Below are 18,445 nucleotides of genomic sequence, written 5' to 3'. Positions count from 1 at the left end.
ACCTCGCGGCTCGTCCGGCCCGGTTTGCCTGACTTGCGCGGGCGCGCCCAGCCGCGCGTCATCGCACTGCTGCCCCAGGAGGCCATCATGCTTGTTCCGTCGCAGCATGCGTCTGTCGCGCGGCGTGCCATTACGTATCGGCCGCTGGGTGTGTGCATCGGTTTGGTCCTGAGTTGCAACGCGGCGGCGCAACAGGCCGCGCCCAACCCCGATCCCGCGGCGCCGGCCACATCCACGTTGGAGGCGGTGCAGGTCAAAGGCGTGCGCAGTAGCGTGGAAAGCGCCATCGCGATCAAGCAATCGACTGCGGAAATCAGCGATTCCATTGTCGCCGAAGACATCGGAAAGCTGCCCGACAACAGCGTGGCTGCGGCCCTGCAACGCGTGACCGGCGTGCAGGTGGCGCGCGCCGGTGGCGAAGTGGGGCAGGTGCTGGTGCGCGGCTTGCCGAACGTCATCACCACCCTGGATGGGCGAAACGTCTTCACAACGGTGGGTCGCGACATGGAGTTGGCCGATGTTCCGGCCGAATTGCTGCGCAGCGTGGATGTGTATAAGACCACTGGCGCGCAATTTCAGGAAGGTGGTATCGCCGGGGTGGTCGATGTGCATCTGCGGCGGCCATTCGATTTCGATCAGGACAGCACCATTGCCGGCAGCATCAGCGCCTTGCGGGGCGACCAATCAGGCAAGACCGTTCCCAATGGCAGCCTCACCCTCAGCCAGCGCCGCGACACCGGGTTGGGCCGCATGGGCTGGATGGGAAGCGTGTCCTATCAACGCCGCCCGTATCAGGAATCCAACACGTTGTACGGCACTTACGACCGGAAGGCGAACCCGCTCGATCCGGCCCAGCAGATCTACGTGCCTTACAGCGCAGGCGGATTGATGGCGCGCGGCGATCGCAAGCGCAAATCGGCGAATTTTTCGTTTCAATGGGCGCCAAGCGAGAACAGCGAGGTGTATTTCGACACGCTGTACATCGGGTACGACAACCGGCCCCAAGTGAATTACTGGTTGCCATTCCCGGGGCTGGCCACGCCAGAGAACACCGAAGCGGTCAGCCTGCGGCCGGGCAGTGATGTGCTGGCTGGCCTGGTGGCGCGCGAGGTGCGCACGCTCTCCAGCACGCAAGCGCACAAGAACGCATCCGATACCTACCAAGCTGCGCTGGGCGGGCGTTGGGCCGGCGAGCGCATGCGTGCGAGCAGCGAGCTCGCCTATACCCATAGCACTGCCAGGAACCGCTCGTTCACCCTGGACATGACCACGCAGGCGCCGCGATTGAACATGCGTTCGTCAGGCGGCGCTGCAGATGTCTGGATCACCCAGGCCGATGGCAGCGCTTATGACGTCACAGCGCCAGGAAATTGGGAACTGAGTCAGTACTACGACAGCTGGAACACGCAGAGAGGCGAAGAGTGGGCATGGCGGGCCGATGCCACCTTCGACCTGGAGCTGGGGCCGTTGCGATCGGTGGACGTGGGTGCGCGCACAAGCCGGCGGACGGCGACCAATCACTCCGGCGATACCGGCGCGCGCAACAATCTGACCGGCGCACCGATCTACTTGAGCGAGGTGTCCGGCCTGGCATCGGTAACGCCCGGCAACATGCTCGACGGGGCGCGTGCATTCACCAGCGATCGCTGGGCATCGGCCAACCAGGACGTCCTGCTGCAGCAAAGCACCCGGTTGCGTACCGTGATGGGGCAGCCGCCGGGCCGGCCCGATGAAAACCCTGCCTTGTTCTTCGACGATCGCGAAGACAGCTATGCGATCTATGCGCAGGTGAATTACGGGTTCTCGCTTGGGTCCATTCCTGTCGATGGGCGTGTGGGGGCGCGCGCGACGCGATTGGATTCGCAACTGCAGGGCAGCCAGTCGGTGGATGGCGTGCTGAGCCCGGTCAGCATCGACCGGCGTATCGACAAGGTGTTACCCAACTACAGCGCCAACCTCACCTTGCATGACAACCTGATGCTGCGGCTGGCAGGCAGCACCACGATCACGCGCCCGGAATTTGCCGATCTCAATCCGCAGCTGGCCTTGTATCAGTCCACCGAATCGTTGCCGGCGCGCGGCAATGGCGGCAACCCGCAGCTGCGTCCGGTGGAATCGCGCAATGCCGATGTGTCGCTGGAATGGTATTTCCGTCCCGGCTCATTGCTGTCGGTTGCCGGCTTTCATCGCAAGATCGATGGCTATATCCAGAATTACGCAGCCGATGAATCCATCGGTGGCATCGTCTATTCGATCAGCCGGCCGCGCAATACCGGCGAGGGCAGCTTGAAGGGCGTGGAGGTGGGATACACGCAGTTCTACGACTTTCTGCCGGGTGTGTGGTCCGGCTTCGGCAGCCAGCTCAACTACACCTATATCTCGGCGAAGGCCGAATCGCCGGAAGGGATCAGCCAGCCGTTGACCAACGTCTCCAAAAATTCCTATAACGCGATCCTGATGTACGAATACGCGCGGTTCTCGGCGCGGGTCGCCTACAACTGGCGTGGCGACTATGCGGTGAGCTTCAACAGCTCAGGCGATCAGCCCGAGCAAATCAATCAGGGGCGGGAGCAATGGCTGGATGCCGCCTTCAATTACGAGCTCAACAGGCATGTGACCTTGTTTGCCGAGGCCACCAATCTGCTCGGCACCACGACCAACAATTATTTCGGTCAGCGGCATGGCGATTTCCCGCGCGAGATCGCATCGCCCGAGCGGACTTACACCCTGGGTTTTCGCTTCCGTTTGTGATGCGGATAACGTTGATGCGGATAACGCGGTCTGCGCACCACGTTGGCATCGGGCTCACCGGCGCAGCGGTAGCGTGAGCACAGCAGAGGAGACCGTGATGACACCTGACATCGATGCACAATTGAAGCAGCTTGCCGAAGCGTTGCCGGAGATGCGCAGTCAGCACCCGGACGATTTTTGGGATGTGTTCCGGGCCCGTTCCGAGAAGATCACCGGTGCGGCGCAATCGCAGGAGCAGGCAGCGCAGATCGTCAAACGTATCGACGAGATATTGGCCGCCAATCAGCTGGGGCCGGCGGATCCTGGCGCATGACACGGGACGCTGACGGGATGCGGTAGGCTCGACCCTATGCCGTGAATCGACGTTGCAGCGCCAAGCGCTGCAGCGACAGCTTGCCCGTGATTACGCCCTTGCTGCGGGACAAAGCGGCTCGCGGTGCGCGTGCATCGCCACAGCACTGCCAGTGGGACGATTGCAGCACAAAATGCACGTAGAGCCGATCCTCGATGTCTCGGGGGAAGCCGACCATTGCCTTGATGATTGCAGCGCCAGGCGCTGGCGGCGAGCGATTACGTTCCCAAACAGGGTTTTCGATAGCCGATGATGCGGTATCCCGCGCTGCCGCGCAGCGGCATGGTCGTCAGCGAATTCAAAGTTGGAGGAAAACCCCGACTGCGTGACCTTCACACAGTGTGACGATGCGTTGCGCTGCAGCACGCAGCCTTCGCCAGTTCTCGACGCTAGCGCGACGATCGAGTCACGCAGCCAAGCCCAGCATCGAGCTACATCATCCAGCTGGAGACTTCCATGAACATACGTCGCCCGATCATCCTTGTCCTGGCCCTGTGCGTTGGCGCCAGCATATCTGCGCAAGCACAGAACCGGACACAGTCTGCAATGCCCGCCGGGCAGCAAACCGCGGGTGCAGCGACACCCAGCGAGGACGAGCGCGAGGCGCTCGGTATGCTGAGTGCCATCAACACCAGCGAAATCAACGCGGCAAATCTGGCATTGCAGAAGCAGGTGCAAGGCGGCGCACGCGACTACGCCACGCGCATAATCAAGGAACACACCGACAACAACCAGAAGATCGCCAAATGGCAACCGGACACGTCCGCCGCGGGTGCAAAGCTGCAGATGACGAAGGGCAAGGCGGAGTTGGCCAAGCTGCAGAAGCTGGACGGTCATGCATTCGAAACGGCCTATGTCACTGCGATGGTGAAAGACCACACCGACGCATTAACGGCGCTCGACAGCAAGCTGATCCCGCAGGCAAAGACATCGCCGGTGCTCGAACACCTGCAGACCACGCGCCATCACGTCGCCGATCATCTGAGCAGCGCCAAGGCATTGCAGGCCGACGACAAGAACGCCGGAGCCCGCTGAGCCATGGCTGCATTACCGACCGATCCGGTACGTACCGACGATGACGGTACGCACATCGTACGCAGCATGACCATCCGTGCCGAACCTCATCAGATACTGGATGCCTGGTGCGATGCGAATGTGCAGCAACGCGTGTTGGAAGGTGCTGCCGAGCTGGTCTCCGGCGACGGCCATGCGTCCCGCTGGAAGCTGCACGCGCCGCTGCGTCAGGATGTGGAGGTGACCTTGCGCCGCGCAGATGCGCGGCTGGGCGAGTCGGTGCGTTACGAGGCCGAGGGCGAACATGGGCTGCAGCTCGCTATCGTATTGCAGGTGCGCCCTGCACGTGGGCGCGAAGCCAGCGAAGCGACGCTAAGCCTGCACTATGCGGTCGAAGGCCTGCTGGCGCAGGTGTTCACCAAGCTGGTGAATCCCGCGCCGTACGTGCTGGTCGGCAAGGGACTACGGCGATTGCGCGCATGGCTGGAGGCCGGCGAGGTGCCGACCTTGTTGCATACCCCAGCGGCGCGCGCGTCGACGCACGCGCATTCTTGAGGAGGGCTTTTCTGTGCGAGCACTGTGCTGGAATGGCATCAACGATTTGCGCGTGGAAACCGTGCCCGATCCGGTGCTGGTCAATCCCCGCGATGTGATCCTGAAGGTCGGGCTCACCACCACCTGCGGCTCTGATCTGCATTTCATCGATGGCTACCTGCCAACCATGCGCGAGGGCGATGTCATCGGCCACGAGTTCATGGGTACGGTGGTGGAGGTGGGCAACGCAGTGAAGAATGTGCGCGTGGGTCAGCGCGTGGTGGTGCCGTCGTTTATTTCCTGTGGCGGTTGCTGGCATTGCGAGCGCAAGGAATTTTCGCTGTGCGACAACACCAACCCCAACTGGGAAATGCAGGAACCCTTGCTTGGGCATGCGACCGCCGGGATTTACGGCTATACGCACGCCTTTGGCGGTTACGCAGGTTCGCACGCAACCTACATCCGCGTGCCGCATGCGGATGTGGGGTGTTTCGAGGTGCCCGATGGGGTCTCCGACGAAGATGCGCTGTTTCTCTCGGACGCGGGGCCCACTGGCTTCATGGGTGCAGACTTTTGCAATATCCAGCCCGGCGACACGGTGGCGGTGTGGGGATGCGGTGGCGTGGGGCTGATGGCCCAGCAAAGTGCACGTATTTTGGGCGCAGAACGCGTGATCGGCATCGACCGCTTGCCGGAGCGTCTGGCAATGGCGCGCGATGTGTTAGGTGTGGAGGTGATCGATTATTCGGCGGTCGACAGCGTGGTGGATGTCCTGCGCGAAATGACCGGTGGGCGTGGCCCGGATGCCTGTATCGATGCGGTCGGAATGGAGGCGCATGGCACCGGCATCGGCCATACCTACGATCGGGTCAAGCAGGCTTTGCACCTGCACACCGATCGCGGCCAGGCGTTGCGCGAAGCCATCCTCGCCTGCCGCAAGGGCGGCATCCTGTCGGTCTTGGGCGTGTACGGAGTGATGGACAAGTTTCCGCTGGGTGCCGTGATGAACAAGGGTCTGACGGTGCGAACCGCGCAGCAACATGGGCAGCGATACGTGCCTAGGTTGCTGGACCTGGCGCAGGCGGGACGTTTGAAATCCGGATTTTTGCTGACCCACAAGATGCCGCTGGAAGACGCCGTGCGGGGCTACGACATGTTCAAGCACAAACACGATGGGTGCGTGCGTGCGGGGTTTGTGCCCTAGCGTCGAAGAACCTTGGTCGCACTGAGTTGCGCTGCAGGCGCTGCCGGGAATCGCTTGGCATCTGGCGTGTGCAACAGGGCAGGGTACGTGCGTACCGCTAGCTGCATCGCGCGTTTCTCCAGGCTCTAACGCATTGCCAAGTACTCGCGCCACGCCTGACCCTGCTGCACGTTGGTGCAGCAGGGTGTCCTCCGGGCTCAGGGATGCTTGCCCCTTGCGTCGGTCACCCCGGGTATGGGTTGGGCGTTGGGAAAATGGGCACTTAATGCATCCACGCCTTCTTGCGGCTTTGCCAGCGGCACAAGCTCTTGACGGTTGGCGCGGCGCTCTGCGGTGGACACCGAAACGGGCTGATCGCGTTGCGCAACCAACGGTTGCTGCAACTCACCATCGCGGTTGAACGACCACGCCAGCATCGGCTCGCCCAGCGGCAAGGTGTCGCCAGGCGCGGTGCCCTTGCGCGAATGCCAGGTGTGCCAGGTCTTGCCGTAGCTGTTGATCTTGCTGCGCATCAGTTCCTTCTCTGCGACCTGCGGCAGGTTGGGAGCAGAGAGCTGGCCGGAAAGAATTTCACCGTTATGCGGATGCCAGAAGTTGCGCTCGTGTGCCGGCAACTGCGCAAATAACGTCTCCGAGATGATGTACTCGATACCGGTGAGGTTGGCACGGTCGGTGTTGCCGTCGTAGAGCGCGCATTGGGCAAGATCTTCATTGACCTGTTGGCAATAGTGATGCGCCTCCATTTGCTCATCTGGCGCATCCTTCATCGGATGGAAGCCGACCAGATAGATGTCCAGCTTGCCGACCGGGCCGCTGGGCTGCAGCACTTTCGCGCCGGCTTCCAGCACATTGGTCTTGGGCGTTTCCGGTGCGCCGGGCGGGGTGACCGACGGTGGGCTGCGCGAGCAACTGGCGCAGAGCGCAAGGCCGATCAACAGTGCGGAATGTCGCATGGCAATTCCCATCAATGAATGTGCTTCAAGCTAACAGCGCCGGCGGTGTGCCAGGCGTGAGCATGGGCCGGGGCACGCAGTGCAGCTTCACCTCGCTTGAGCATCGGCTTAATCAAGCGGCGGTCATGCTGTTGCACCACGGAAGCGGCCATTTGCACCCATGTCAGGTACCTTACGTAAGATCGCGACGTTCAACGTCAACGGTATTGCCAGCCGTCTGCCACACTTGCTGGAATGGCTGCAGCGCGAGCAGCCGGACATCGTGGGCCTGCAGGAATTGAAATCGACGCAAGCTGCGTTTCCGGAGCAGGCAATCCGCGATGCCGGGTACGGTGTGATCTGGCAGGGCGAAAAGTCCTGGAATGGCGTGGCGCTGCTCGCGCGGGGGACCGAGCCAGTGGAGATTCGTCGCGGGTTGCCCTGGGATCCACGCGATACGCAAAGCCGCTATCTGGAGGCGGCGATCCATGGTGTGGTGGTGGCCTGCCTGTATTTGCCCAACGGCAACCCGCAGCCCGGGCCGAAGTTCGACTACAAGCTTGCATGGTTCGAACGCTTGATCCGGCATGCGAAAACGCTGGTGGACCTGCCGCATCCGGTGGCGCTGATCGGCGACTTCAATGTGGTGCCGACCGATGCGGATATCTACGACCCCAAGGGCTGGCGCAAGGACGCCCTGCTGCAGCCGGAGAGCCGCGAGGCCTACCAGACCCTGCTGGCACAGGGCTGGACCGACAGCCTGCTGGCCATCCATGGCCACACGCCGATCTATACGTTCTGGGATTACTTTCGTCAGCACTTTGCGCGCGACCGTGGGTTGCGCATCGATCATCTGCTACTCAATCGCACGCTGGCGCCCGACCTTCAAGATGCCGGCGTCGACAAGTGGGTACGTGCGCTGGAAAAGGCCAGCGACCATGCACCCACCTGGATCAGTGTGCGTGTACCGGATGCGCCCGCCGAAGCAGCGGCGGATGCCACGTCGGCCGCGAAGGTGCGCAAGCCGGGCACAGCGAAAAAGGCGGCCGTGCCCAAGGCGGCCGCCAAGAAGACGCCCAGTGTCATCGCGAAAAGAGCGGCCAAGAAGATCGCTGCGAAGAGGGCCACAGCCGCTTCGGCAAAACCACACAAGTCGGCGAAAAGAACGGCTGACTAAGCTCGACCGGCCGGCAGGAGTCCACGCAGCCTGTCTACGCTGCGCGTTCCAGCCTGCGGCGCTTGACCCGCTGCAATGCATAGCCGATCAGGGCCGTCAGCAGGATCAGCACATTGCTGACGATAAACACCGCGTTGCCAACCAGATAACTGTAGAGGATGAACAACACCGAAGCACTGATCTGGCCGAGGAACAACCAGCGCGAGACGCCCTGCGCGGCGTCGGAGCGCCATTGTTTGTAGATCTGCCGGATCAAGGTGGCGATCAGGATGATGCTGGCGAGCCAGCCCACGACGTCGACGAATTGCATGCGTGCAGTTGCTCAAGGAAGGCCTGCAACCTTGCAGCGCACGCTGTCTGCATACCGTTCGAGCAGCTTCAAGCGTGGTGTCTGCGGTGATGCCCATCATGTGGCGGATGGACACACGACCGCCCCGCACGGCCACGCCTGTACCTGCTGCGCCAGGGGCCGGTATCCTAGCCGGGTCATCCATTGGTCGGCACTGTCCTGCACATGATCAGCTATGCCGAAGCACTCGCGCTGGTCCACGCGCACGTCGCACCCCTTGCCAGCGAGTGGGTGGCAAGCGCCGATGCCGAAGGTCGCGTGCTTGCCGACGCCTTGTCGAGCCAGGCCGAGTTGCCGCCCTTCGACAACAGCGCAATGGATGGGTTTGCATTGGCGACCGCGGGGATGGGTGCGTTGGCAGACCGCGAGTACGTGGTGAGCGGTACCGTTGCGGCAGGGCAGGACGCCGGTGCGGCTGCGATCGGTGCGGCCTGGGAAATCATGACCGGCGCCGGCGTGCCGCCGGGTGCCGATGCGGTAGTGCCGATCGAGCAAGTGCAGATCCTTGAGCACGACGGCGAGCGCCCCAGCCGCATCCGCCTGCGTCAGCCGGTGCGTGCGGGTCAGCACATCCGTCGTCGCGGCGAAGACGTGCGCTTGCACGATCGCGTGATCGACGCCGGCACCATGCTGCGCGGTGCGCATCTGATGCTGCTCGCCGGCCTGGGCTGCGCGCATGTGCAGGTGGTGCGGCGGCCGCGCGTGGCCTTGATCGCCACTGGACGCGAGTTGATCGGCGACCCTGCACAACCCCTGCAGCCGGGCCAGATCCGCGATGGCACCAGCAGTTATCTGCTGGCTCAGTTGCGTGCCGCCGGCGCCGATGTCGTGTGGCGTGGGCAGGTGGGCGACGACGATGCTGCGTTCGATGCGGCACTGGCACAGGCCCGCCATGCCGGTGCCGATCTCATCCTGAGCACCGGCGCCGTTTCGCGTGGTCGGTACGATTTCATCCCGGAGGCATTGGCACGCCACGCTGCCGAAGTGCTGTTTCATAAGGTCGCAGTGCGACCGGGCAAACCGGTGCTGCTTGCGCGCTTTAGCGATGGCGCGCTGTATATGGGTTTGCCCGGCAACCCGATGGCCAGCGCGGCCGGTCTGCGCTTTTTCGTCGAGCCGGCATTGCGCGGTTTGTTGGGCATGCCGGTTGAGCATGGCGTGCGCGTCGCATTAGAGGCACCGATGCAGGCCAGGCCGATCTGGCGGCAGCATCTGCGGGCACGCCTGCTGTGCAGTGCGGCCGGCGCGTTGTCGGTGCAGATCCTGCCGCAGCAGGAATCCTTTCGTGTGGCCCCGTTGCTGCAGGCCAACGTCTGGGCGGTGCTGGAGCCACAGGACGAAGGCGCCGCAGCGAGCACGCATGCCCAGGTCTTCGGCCTGGGCCACCTGCACCCGGCCGCGCCGGCCATCGCGCGATGAACATGCCGGTGGGTGCCGCCCATTCCGGGGCTGTCGGATGACGCTGCAGCGGCCGTGGACGGGCGTGGTGCTGGCCGGTGGACGTTCGTCGCGCATGGGGCAGGACAAGGCCTTACTGCCCTGGCATGGACGTCCGCTGCTGGAACAGATGCAGGCGCTGCTGCGCCAGGCAGGTGCGCAGCACGTGGTGGTCAGCGGCAACCGGCCCGAATATGCCGGCATTGCCGACGTCCATCCCGATCTGGGCCCGCTCGGCGGGCTGGCAAGTGTGATCGCGAACGCGGCCGACGCGACCACGCTGGTGGTGGTTCCGGTGGATATGCCGCTGTTGTCGGCCGCGTTGCTGGGCAAGCTGCTTGCGCCGTCGCAGCACCGCTGTGTGGCCTTCGAGGACCAGATGCTGCCGATGTGCCTGCGCCTGGATGCCAGCGTGCGCGAGGCGTTGACGGTGCTGATGGCGGGCGCTGCATCGTCACGCTCGCTGCGCGCCTTGCAGCATTCACTGCAGTGCCATCGCGTGACTGTCACTGCCAGCGAACGCGCTGAGTTCGTCAATTGCAATACGCCCGAGCAATGGAGCCGGCTGATCCATGAAAATCCAGATTGAAGGCCAACATCTGCGCTTTCGTATCGACGAGGACGAGCTGGCCAGCCTGCTGGCCGGGCGTAGCGTCGACAATCTCAGCCGGTTGCCGAGCGGGCAGGGCGCGCGGTTGGTGAGACACAGCGTGAGCCTCACCGGCGGTCACGCCGCATGTAATTGCGCCACCGATCATTGGCAACTGGCGATCCCGCGCGACGCGCTGGAGGAACACGCACGCCAGCTACCGCGCCGTGACGGGCTTCAGTTCAGTTTCGATGCGGGCGCTGGGCATGCCGAGGCGATGACCTTGCAGGTCACCTTCGACGTGGATGTGCGCGACAGCACGCGCAAGCGTCTGTTGCGGGATTGATGGTTTGACGCGCCGGCAGCTGTTGGCTGGACCTGCACGTCATCACTTGCGCTAAAGTGCGGCCGAGCGGTTGAGGCCGCATTGTCGCGAGGACGCAACGCATGCAAGACGTTCGGCTCCGGCCGGCTTGTACCGCCACATGGCACGCGCTGCATTGTGGCGTTATTGGCTGCACGGCACGCTGGCACCGCGGCGAACGCGAACGCTCCGCGGAGCACTGCTGAGCATGCCGCGTGCGCGCGCGGCCGTCACCCGCAGCCAGCCCATCTCCGAGGTCGGCAACGCGCGTCCTGCGCCGGCCGATAACCGCCGCACCGCCAACATCGTTCCCAACACCGTGCGCTCGCTGCTGGGCCTGGTCGAAGATCGCGGACACGCGCCGGAGCGGCTGTGCAAGGGGTTGGGATTCACCGACCGCGACCTGCACGACCGCGACCTGCTGCTGTCCTACCAGCAGGTGCGTGCGCTGATCCTGCGCGCACGCCGTCTGCTGGAAGAGCCGGCGATGGGCCTGGCGGCCGGTATGCGGCAACGGCCGGTGTCCTGGGGCCTGACCGGGCTGGCCATGCTCACCTGCGAAACCTTCGGCGAAGCGATCGCCTATGGCCTGGGGCATCAGCACGAAGCCGGGGCGATGATGCAGCACCTGTTCGCACAGCAAGGCCCCGAAGCCTGCATCGAACTGGTGCCGCATGTGTTCGACCTGGAGATCGAGCCTTACCTCATCGAGGAAGCCTTTGCCGGTGCCCTCAATGTCAGTCGCTGCATGCTGGGGCCGGACATCCGACCGCGCGCGGTGGAACTGGCCTTCGCGCGATCGGCCCCGCTGGAGATCTACACGCGTTTTTTCCGCTGCCCGGTGCGGTTTGGCGCCGGCCGCAACCGGATGACGCTGGAGGCAAAGTGGCTGGCCGCGCGGTTGCCGGGCTACGACCGCACCACCTGCGGACTGTTGCGGCAACAACTGGAGACCCTGATCCAGCGGCCGCCGTCGCGCAACGAGTTGGTCGAATCGATCGCACTGCGGCTGCGCAGCGATGCCGAGCATGCGCCGCGGCAACCGGAGCTGGCGCGCCAGGCCAATTGCAGCGAGCGCACGCTACGGCGTCGGCTCGGCGCGCAACAGGTCGGCTACCGGGCACTGCGCGATGCCGCCCGCTACGAACGTGCGCAGGATCTGCTGCGCAATTCGCAGATGACCGTGGCCGAGGTGGCGCAAGCGGTGGGATACGCCGATGCACGGGCGTTTCGGCGCGCCTTTCAACGGTGGTCCGGTCGTTCGCCCGGACAGGCGCGCGATCCGCGCTGAGGGTTCGACCAGACACGGTACTTGGCCTTAGCGGCGCACCGGTTTGCCCTCCAACAGCGCTGCCGCCGCATGCGCTGAGCGTGCGGGCGCCAGGCAGCGGCTCAGGTCCGCTGCGTGGTTGCTCGCGTTGCAGCAAGGGTGTGCGGGTCTTCGCGGTGAGCGGGCGGCACCACTTCCCATCCGTCCTGGCGCGGGCGAATCAGGCCACGCTGCTGCAGCGACGCAAGATAGTTGCGATGCCCACGCTCGGCGCTGCGTGCGAACAGCGGCAGGGCGCGCGTCAGCAGGTTGGGCAGCAGCATGGCCAGCCGCACCGTCCACGATTCGCTGGGGCGCACGAAGCGCTCCAGGCACGGTGCGTCCAGGCACCGCAACACCTGCAATGCGACTTCGTCCGGTTGTTGCGGCCGATCCATGAACTGCAACTTGTTGCCGCCGTTGAGGGCCTCGCGCATCAGCATCGGGGTGTCGGTGGCCGACGGGTTGACGATGGAGACGCGAATGCCCAGGCGTGCGCCGTCCAGTCCCAGGCAGAGCATGGCACCGCGCAGCCCGAACTTGCTGGCCGAGTAGACCGTCGATTCCGGCAACGGGAACATGCCGCCCAGCGAGACGATGTTCACCACGCGCCCGTCGCCACTGCGCTGCAGCAGCGGCAGCAACCGGTGCGTGAGCAACAACGGCGCCATCAGGTTCAACTCCAGTTCGCCGCGGATCGACGCCGGCGTGCGCTGCTCGAACGGAGTGGTGCCGACGATGCCGGCGTTGTTGACCAACAGCTGCAACTGGCCCCAATCCGTGTCGAGCCGCTCGGCGAGACGGTCGCGCGCGGCCGGGTCGGTCAGGTCGGCCACCTGCGCGCACGCCAGCGGCCCCAGCGCCTGCACCGCACGTGCCAGTGCATCGGCATCGATATCCACCAGCAGACAGCGCACGCCGCGCTGGATCAGGCGCGCGGCGATCGCGCGTCCCAGCCCGCCGGCGCCGCCGGTGATCACCGCATTCCAGCCGCGCAGATCCTGCGGCTTAGCCATGGGCAACCTCGCTGTCGGCCAGCCGTGCGGTGGCGGTAGTGCCCATGCGTGGATCGCCACCGGCGTCGAGCTTGAGCGCGTCGTACATGTGTTCGCCCAGCTCGCCCCAGCCCAATCGCCTGCGCAGCTGATGCAGATAGCGTTTGAATGCATGCGCCTCGATGTAGACGGCGTGGCGCTGCGATGCCACGAAACGGATGCCGCCGGACAGGTCCGGTGTATCGTTTTCGATCAATGCATCGAAGCGGCGTGCGCTGGCCGGATCGCGGCGCTGCGCGGTCAGGTAGGACGCGATCATCTGGGCCTGGGTGTCGAACAGCTTGTACGCGCTGGAATTGGTTTCCAGGTAGCCGATCCCGAACAGATTGCGATGCGTGCGGTTGAACATCGACAGGTACATCTGCGGGCGTCCGCCGTTCCAGAGGAAATAGTCGCTGGCATACGGGCAGCTCCAGCGGTAGCCGGTGGCGCACAGCAGCAGGTCGATCTGCTCGCGGCTGCCGTCCTTGAACACCACGTGCCTGCCGTCCAGTCGGTCGATATCGGGTTTGACGGCGATGTTGCCGTGCTGGAGATGGTGCAGCAGCTGGGCGTTGAGCAGCGGGTGACTTTCGAACAGGCGATGGTCCGGCTTGGGCAACCCCAGCCGGGCCAGGTCTCCGTTGACCAGCCGCAGCAGGGCCGAAAAGATCGGGCGTGCCAGCCACAGGGGCAGGTGCGGACCGGTTTCGGCGATCTGGTCGACCGGAATCCCCATCAGGTGCTTGGGGATGAAGTGATATCCGCGGCGCACGCTCAGAAAGGCGCGCTGCGCATGCATGGCCGCCTCGCAGGCGATGTCCGCGCCGGAGTTGCCGGCCCCCAGCACCAGCACGCGCTTGCCACGAAATTCGTCGCCATGCCGGAAACTCACCGAGTGGCGGATCTCGCCATCGAAGTGGCCCGGCAATTGCGGCATGCTGGGGTCCCAGTTGACGCCCGACGCGCAGATCACCGCGGCGTAGAGGCGCTGCGAGCCATCGGCCAACGTCACCTGCCAGCGCCCGTCCGCCTGTTTGTCGATGCGCAGGACGGCGGTGTCGAACTGGATCTTCTCGCGCAGACCAAACGTCTCGGCAAAGCTGCGCAGGTAGGCCAGGATCTGCCGATGCGACGGGTAGTCGGGGTACTGGCGCGGCATGGGATGGCCGATGAAGGCCGACAGATCGCGCGAGGAAATGAAATGGGTGGAGTCGTAGATCGGCGAGCCGGGGTTGCTGACGTCCCAAATCCCGCCCAGGTCGCCGTGGCGTTCGAACTGGTCGTAGTCCAGCCCCTGCGCCTTGAGCGCACGTGCCGCACTGAGCCCACCCGGGCCAGCACCGATGATGCAGACCGCATCGCTGCGGTCGAGCGGGAACGTCTGGGACGGCGAAGGCGTCTGCATGGTGTGGCGATGTCCGAACCGGGATGACGTGCTCGACTGTAGGCGGATGCGCGCGCCGTGCTGGGGACTTTTTCGGCCAGGCAGGGGGTGAAACCGGTCACGCTGGGTGGCTGTTGCTTGCCTTGCTGCACGCCGTGACGCGGTGCCGATGGCATGCGCTGGCGGGTAGCGGTCGAGCGCCATTGCGCGGCGGCGGGCCGTCATTTCCCGCGGATGGTATGGGCGGGCGCTCCGGCGATCGGTGTGTCGAACGCACGCGTTGGCAGCAGGACACGGCGCGCCGAGCGTTGCTGGCGCGGTAGGCAGTCGCGTTCAGGCGCGTCGAATCCGGCAACGCGCTTGGAAAAATCTAGCGGAGCGGCAAACCCGGAACCCGCACCGACAGGATGCCCTGCGCGTGCAGCGCGGCGTCCAGCTCCGCCGGGATGGCATCGCCGCTGCCCATGCGCAGGACCACGACCTGCAGCCCGGCGCCGACCAACTCCACTACGGCGGCCTGCTGCGCGCCCGGCGTCTCCGGCCAGGCGCGCCGTTGCGCGTCCCGGCGCGCCAGTTCCACCACCGCGGCGGGCACGTCCGACGCCAGCAGCAGCACGTCGGCCAGGTTCAGGGCACGCAAGGCATTGAGCGTGAGCAGGCCGGGATCGCCCGGGCCGGCACCGACCCATTGCACGCTGCCGCGCGCCGGAACGCTGTCCACCGCGTCCAACGCAGCGGCAAAGGCGGCTTCGGCGGCGACGGTATCGCCGGCCTGCAGCAATTGCGGCACCTTCCCGTCGATCACCTGGTCGAACCAGCGGCGCCGCCGGTTCATGTCCGGCAACTGCTGACGAATGCGCTCGCGGTGCCGGGCGAACAAGGCCGCCAGCGTACCCACCGACGCATGCAGTTCGCGCTCCAGTCGCTCGCGCAGTCGGCGCGCCAGCATCGGCGCCGCGCCCGCCGACGAAATCGCAATCACCAGCGGATCGCGGTCGACAATGGCCGGCACCTGGTAGGTGGAGAGCTCGGCATCGTCCACGACATTGACCAGACGCTGGCGTGCGCCGGCCGCTGCGGCCACACGTTGATTCAGATCCACATCATCGGTGGCGGCGACGACCAGCCACACGGTGTCGATCCAGGCAGGATCGAACTCGCCTGTCATTTGCTCAAAGCGCCCGGCCTGCATCAACTGGGCAAGTTCGGGCGAAAGCGCATGCGCATACAGCCGGATGTGCGCCTGCGCCTTCAGCAGCGCCAGCACCTTGCGTGTAGCGACTTCGCCGCCACCGATCACCAGCACAGCGCGCCCCTGCAGGTTGGCGAACAACGGGAACAACGGCATCGGACACTCCGAAAAGATGGCTCGCACGAGCGGCATGTTGCATGGCACCATCAGGCCACGTCCATGCCTCGCTGCTGTCAATGCGTGTTTTGCTGGTCAACGATACCGAAAAGCCGATCGGCGAACTGCGCCAGGCACTGACGCGCGCCGGCTACACGGTGCTCGATGACGTGGCCTCGGTCAGCGCGCTGCTGCATGCCGTGCAACGCCAGCAGCCGGATGTGGTGGTGATCGACGTGGATTCGCCTTCCCGCGATACCTTGGAGCAGCTGTCGATGTTGCATGCGCATGCGCCGCGGCCGGTGGTGATGTTCTCCGGCGATGGCGACGATGCGTTGATCCATGCAGCGGTCGGCGCGGGCGTGACGGCGTACGTGGTGGATGGCTTGGCGCCTGCGCGGTTGGCGCCGATCGTGCAGGTGGCGCTGGCCCGTTTTGCGCAGGAAAGCAGCATGCGCAAGCGCCTGGACGAGGTCCAGCAGGCGCTGCAGGACCGCAAGCAGATCGACCGTGCGAAGGGCTTGCTGATGGAAAAACGTGGCCTGAGCGAGGCCGATGCCTATGCCGCATTACGCCAGCAGGCGATGAAGCAGGGCGTCAAACTGGCCGAAGTGGCGCGCCGCATCGTGGCCATGGCCGAGTTGTTGGGATGAATCTATGAGTCAAGCCGAATATCCCGTCCTGCGCGTGGCCTATCTGCCATTGATCGACTGCGCGCCGCTGGTCGCTGCGCAACACCTGGGTCTGGACCATCAACATGGTCTGCAGCTGGAGCTGCAACGACAGGCATCCTGGGCCGGCGTGCGCGACCGTTTGCTGGCCGGTGAAGTGGAGGCAGCCCACACCCTGGCCAGTTTGGTGTATGCGATCGACCTGGGCATCGCCGGCCCGCAATGCCCGATGGCATTGCTGATGACGCTCAATCATAACGGCCAGGCGATCACGCTCGCGCCTGCACTCGCGCACGCGTTGGCGGCCGGCCGCACGCTGCCACAGGCATTGGCAGGATTGGGGCGGCGTGCGGTGTTCGCGCAGACCTTTCCCACCGGAACGCATGCGCTGTGGCTGTACTACTGGCTGGCTGCAGGCGGGGTGGACCCGATCGGGGATGTGGATGTGCTCAGCATTCCGCCACCGCAAATGCCCGAGGCGTTGGCCAGCGGATTGGTCGACGGCTATTGCTCCGGCGAGCCGTGGGCGGCGGTGGCCGAAGCGCAGGGCACGGGGCGGCGTGTGATCCGCAGCGGCGAGTTGTGGCCTGGCCATCCGGAGAAGGTGCTCGCCTGCCGCCGTGAATTTGCAGCACTGCAGCCGGAGTTGAGCGAGCGCTTGACCGCTTGCGTGCTGGAGGCCTGCCGTTGGCTGGACGCGGCGCCAGCCAATCGCGCGCACTGTGCGCAGTGGCTGGCCGAGCCGCAGCATATCGGGGTGCCGGCGACGCACCTGGCGGTGTGTCTGGGGGCGCATCCCGAGGTTGAGTCGCATGTTGGTTGCGGCGCTGCCGCCGATGATGCGACTGCGTTGGCCTTTCACCGCGGCGGGGTGGTGAATATGCCGTGGCTGTCGGACGGCGAGTGGTTCCTGGGCCAGTTCCAGCGCTGGGGATGGCATGACGTTCAAGACGACGACATCGCCCGGCTCGGCGATATCCACCGACTCGACAACTATCGGCGTGCCGCCGCACGTGTGGGTGTCGTCGCTCCGGACAGCGATCATCGCAGCAATCGGTTGTTCGATACGCCGTAACGCGATGGAACAGGCGTGCTGGAGTCTGCGGTGATGGCTGCAGAGCGTAGAGGGATCGCAGGGAGAGCGGCTGGTCTGCAGTTTGGCTGCAGGGCCCTTGCCGGCCCACCAGCGCGGGACACGCTGCAAGTACGTCCATGTAGGCTCCTACGCGGCATCCATGCTGCGTAAGCTCCCGCGACGGTGGGCGGGCAAGGGCCAGTGGAGATGGTCGGTGCGCCAGGTTTCAAACAGAGCAAACAGCAAGCCGCACGAGGCGGTTTCCTCGCTCTTCGACAAACCGCCGGCCAACTCCCAGGTGCGGTGTCCTCGCCGCTTGCGAGACCGTTGAAGGCATGGATGCCGCCACCGAGCCTGTACAGACGTACTTGCAGCGTGTCTGCGAGCGGTGAGGGCACCGCGCGCTCCATCGGCCAGGCGTTTGATCTCGGCAGTCGCGCCAATGCGTTCGACTGCACCCAGTCACGCCGTCTAGCTTCCCTGACGCGCAATGCGCCAGCCTGGCGTCACGATCATGCGTGGAGGGACGGCGTGTCGCAGGAATATCGATCGATCGCGCCCGCCAGCAACGCACGGTGTTGGTGCATTGCTGCACGAAAGCCGGGAATGGTGAGCCGCGCCAGCGGCTACCCGTTACCTCGCGCGAGACCGGCAACCAGCCGCCAACCCTTAATTTATCAAGCGCTTGCAGCGCAGTGAGGTCGTGGTGAGAAAGTTGGCACGTTGATTGCGTAGTACGCACGTGCAGGTACAACGGCGTGCCTGCAACAACATGCAGACGATGCCAGCGGCTCAACGGCGAGCCGCACGCATCCAGGACAACGGCGTCCTTCCGGTTTACCGGAGGGCGCCGTTTTTTTTTGGCCATCGCACTCGAAGAGGTCTCTATGCAGCGCTCGTTCTGGCGATCAGGGCATA

Annotated in this window: 17 protein-coding genes; 12 read left to right on the top strand and 5 right to left on the bottom strand. The window is 64.9% G+C overall.

What is annotated here, in order from left to right; translation table 11 throughout:
- Positions 1 to 87: 87 nt before the first annotated feature.
- The 5 genes from LN450_RS08935 to LN450_RS08915 all read left to right on the top strand — a co-directional run bounded on the left by LN450_RS08935 (position 88) and on the right by LN450_RS08915 (position 5,855).
- A complete protein-coding gene (locus LN450_RS08935) occupies positions 88 to 2,751 on the top strand; it encodes a TonB-dependent receptor (RefSeq protein WP_011347318.1) in 2,664 nt (887 codons plus the stop codon).
- A 97-nt stretch (positions 2,752 to 2,848) separates the two neighbouring features.
- Positions 2,849 to 3,064 carry a hypothetical protein gene (locus LN450_RS08930; RefSeq protein WP_008575367.1) on the top strand — a complete coding sequence of 72 codons (216 nt, stop codon included), beginning with the start codon at positions 2,849 to 2,851 and terminating at the stop codon, positions 3,062 to 3,064.
- Positions 3,065 to 3,559: 495 nt separating this feature from the next.
- Positions 3,560 to 4,138: a DUF4142 domain-containing protein gene (locus tag LN450_RS08925; protein ID WP_011347319.1), complete on the top strand. Its 579-nt coding sequence runs from the start codon at positions 3,560 to 3,562 to the stop codon at positions 4,136 to 4,138.
- A gap of 3 nt (positions 4,139 to 4,141) precedes the next feature.
- Positions 4,142 to 4,672, top strand: a complete 531-nt coding sequence (locus LN450_RS08920; protein WP_008575371.1) for an SRPBCC family protein — start codon at positions 4,142 to 4,144, stop codon at positions 4,670 to 4,672.
- Between the two features lie 13 nt (positions 4,673 to 4,685).
- Positions 4,686 to 5,855, top strand: coding sequence for a zinc-dependent alcohol dehydrogenase (locus LN450_RS08915; protein WP_011347320.1), 1,170 nt, complete (start codon positions 4,686 to 4,688; stop codon positions 5,853 to 5,855).
- A gap of 197 nt (positions 5,856 to 6,052) precedes the next feature.
- On the opposite strand, the gene LN450_RS08910 is transcribed toward LN450_RS08915, so the two are convergent.
- Positions 6,053 to 6,823 (bottom strand): OBAP family protein, encoded by a 771-nt coding sequence (locus LN450_RS08910; protein ID WP_039417725.1) that lies wholly within the window; start codon positions 6,821 to 6,823, stop codon positions 6,053 to 6,055.
- Positions 6,824 to 6,968: 145 nt separating this feature from the next.
- On the opposite strand from LN450_RS08910, the gene xth reads away from it, so the two are divergent.
- Positions 6,969 to 7,964: an exodeoxyribonuclease III gene (gene xth / locus LN450_RS08905; protein ID WP_008575375.1), complete on the top strand. Its 996-nt coding sequence runs from the start codon at positions 6,969 to 6,971 to the stop codon at positions 7,962 to 7,964.
- Positions 7,965 to 7,998: 34 nt separating this feature from the next.
- Here the strand turns inward: xth and LN450_RS08900 are convergent, their stop codons facing one another.
- Positions 7,999 to 8,274 (bottom strand): PQ-loop domain-containing transporter, encoded by a 276-nt coding sequence (locus LN450_RS08900; protein WP_008575377.1) that lies wholly within the window; start codon positions 8,272 to 8,274, stop codon positions 7,999 to 8,001.
- A gap of 183 nt (positions 8,275 to 8,457) precedes the next feature.
- Between LN450_RS08900 and LN450_RS08895 the strand changes: the two genes are divergently transcribed.
- From LN450_RS08895 to LN450_RS08880, 4 genes are all read left to right on the top strand, one after another.
- Positions 8,458 to 9,732: a molybdopterin molybdotransferase MoeA gene (locus LN450_RS08895; protein ID WP_109298528.1), complete on the top strand. Its 1,275-nt coding sequence runs from the start codon at positions 8,458 to 8,460 to the stop codon at positions 9,730 to 9,732.
- A gap of 37 nt (positions 9,733 to 9,769) precedes the next feature.
- The gene (mobA, locus tag LN450_RS08890) at positions 9,770 to 10,339 is read left to right on the top strand and encodes a molybdenum cofactor guanylyltransferase (RefSeq protein WP_011347323.1); all 570 of its coding nucleotides are present in this window, start codon (positions 9,770 to 9,772) and stop codon (positions 10,337 to 10,339) included.
- Positions 10,323 to 10,685, top strand: a complete 363-nt coding sequence (locus LN450_RS08885) for a hypothetical protein (RefSeq protein ID WP_008575384.1) — start codon at positions 10,323 to 10,325, stop codon at positions 10,683 to 10,685. Before mobA ends, LN450_RS08885 begins: the two co-directional genes overlap by 17 nt.
- Positions 10,686 to 10,911: 226 nt before the next feature.
- Positions 10,912 to 11,994, top strand: coding sequence for an AraC family transcriptional regulator (locus LN450_RS08880; RefSeq protein ID WP_011347324.1), 1,083 nt, complete (start codon positions 10,912 to 10,914; stop codon positions 11,992 to 11,994).
- Between the two features lie 101 nt (positions 11,995 to 12,095).
- Here LN450_RS08880 and LN450_RS08875 read toward each other — a convergent pair whose 3' ends face one another.
- The 3 genes from LN450_RS08875 to LN450_RS08865 all read right to left on the bottom strand — a co-directional run bounded on the left by LN450_RS08875 (position 12,096) and on the right by LN450_RS08865 (position 15,781).
- Entirely contained in the window at positions 12,096 to 13,028 is a 933-nt protein-coding gene (locus LN450_RS08875) for an SDR family NAD(P)-dependent oxidoreductase (RefSeq protein WP_011347325.1), read from the bottom strand.
- Positions 13,021 to 14,454, bottom strand: a complete 1,434-nt coding sequence (locus LN450_RS08870; protein ID WP_039417726.1) for a flavin-containing monooxygenase — start codon at positions 14,452 to 14,454, stop codon at positions 13,021 to 13,023. Before LN450_RS08870 ends, LN450_RS08875 begins: the two co-directional genes overlap by 8 nt.
- Positions 14,455 to 14,803: 349 nt before the next feature.
- Positions 14,804 to 15,781 (bottom strand): NAD(P)-dependent oxidoreductase, encoded by a 978-nt coding sequence (locus LN450_RS08865; RefSeq protein WP_011347327.1) that lies wholly within the window; start codon positions 15,779 to 15,781, stop codon positions 14,804 to 14,806.
- Positions 15,782 to 15,861: 80 nt separating this feature from the next.
- Between LN450_RS08865 and LN450_RS08860 the strand changes: the two genes are divergently transcribed.
- Positions 15,862 to 16,434 (top strand): ANTAR domain-containing response regulator, encoded by a 573-nt coding sequence (locus LN450_RS08860; protein WP_008575394.1) that lies wholly within the window; start codon positions 15,862 to 15,864, stop codon positions 16,432 to 16,434.
- A gap of 4 nt (positions 16,435 to 16,438) precedes the next feature.
- A complete protein-coding gene (locus tag LN450_RS08855; RefSeq protein ID WP_011347328.1) occupies positions 16,439 to 17,527 on the top strand; it encodes a CmpA/NrtA family ABC transporter substrate-binding protein in 1,089 nt (362 codons plus the stop codon).
- Positions 17,528 to 18,445: the final 918 nt, after the last annotated feature.

It is taken from the genome of Xanthomonas euvesicatoria pv. euvesicatoria, from assembly GCF_020880415.1.
GTDB classification, from domain to species: Bacteria; Pseudomonadota; Gammaproteobacteria; order Xanthomonadales; family Xanthomonadaceae; genus Xanthomonas; species Xanthomonas euvesicatoria.
This window is presented reverse-complemented; position numbering and strand designations above follow the sequence as displayed.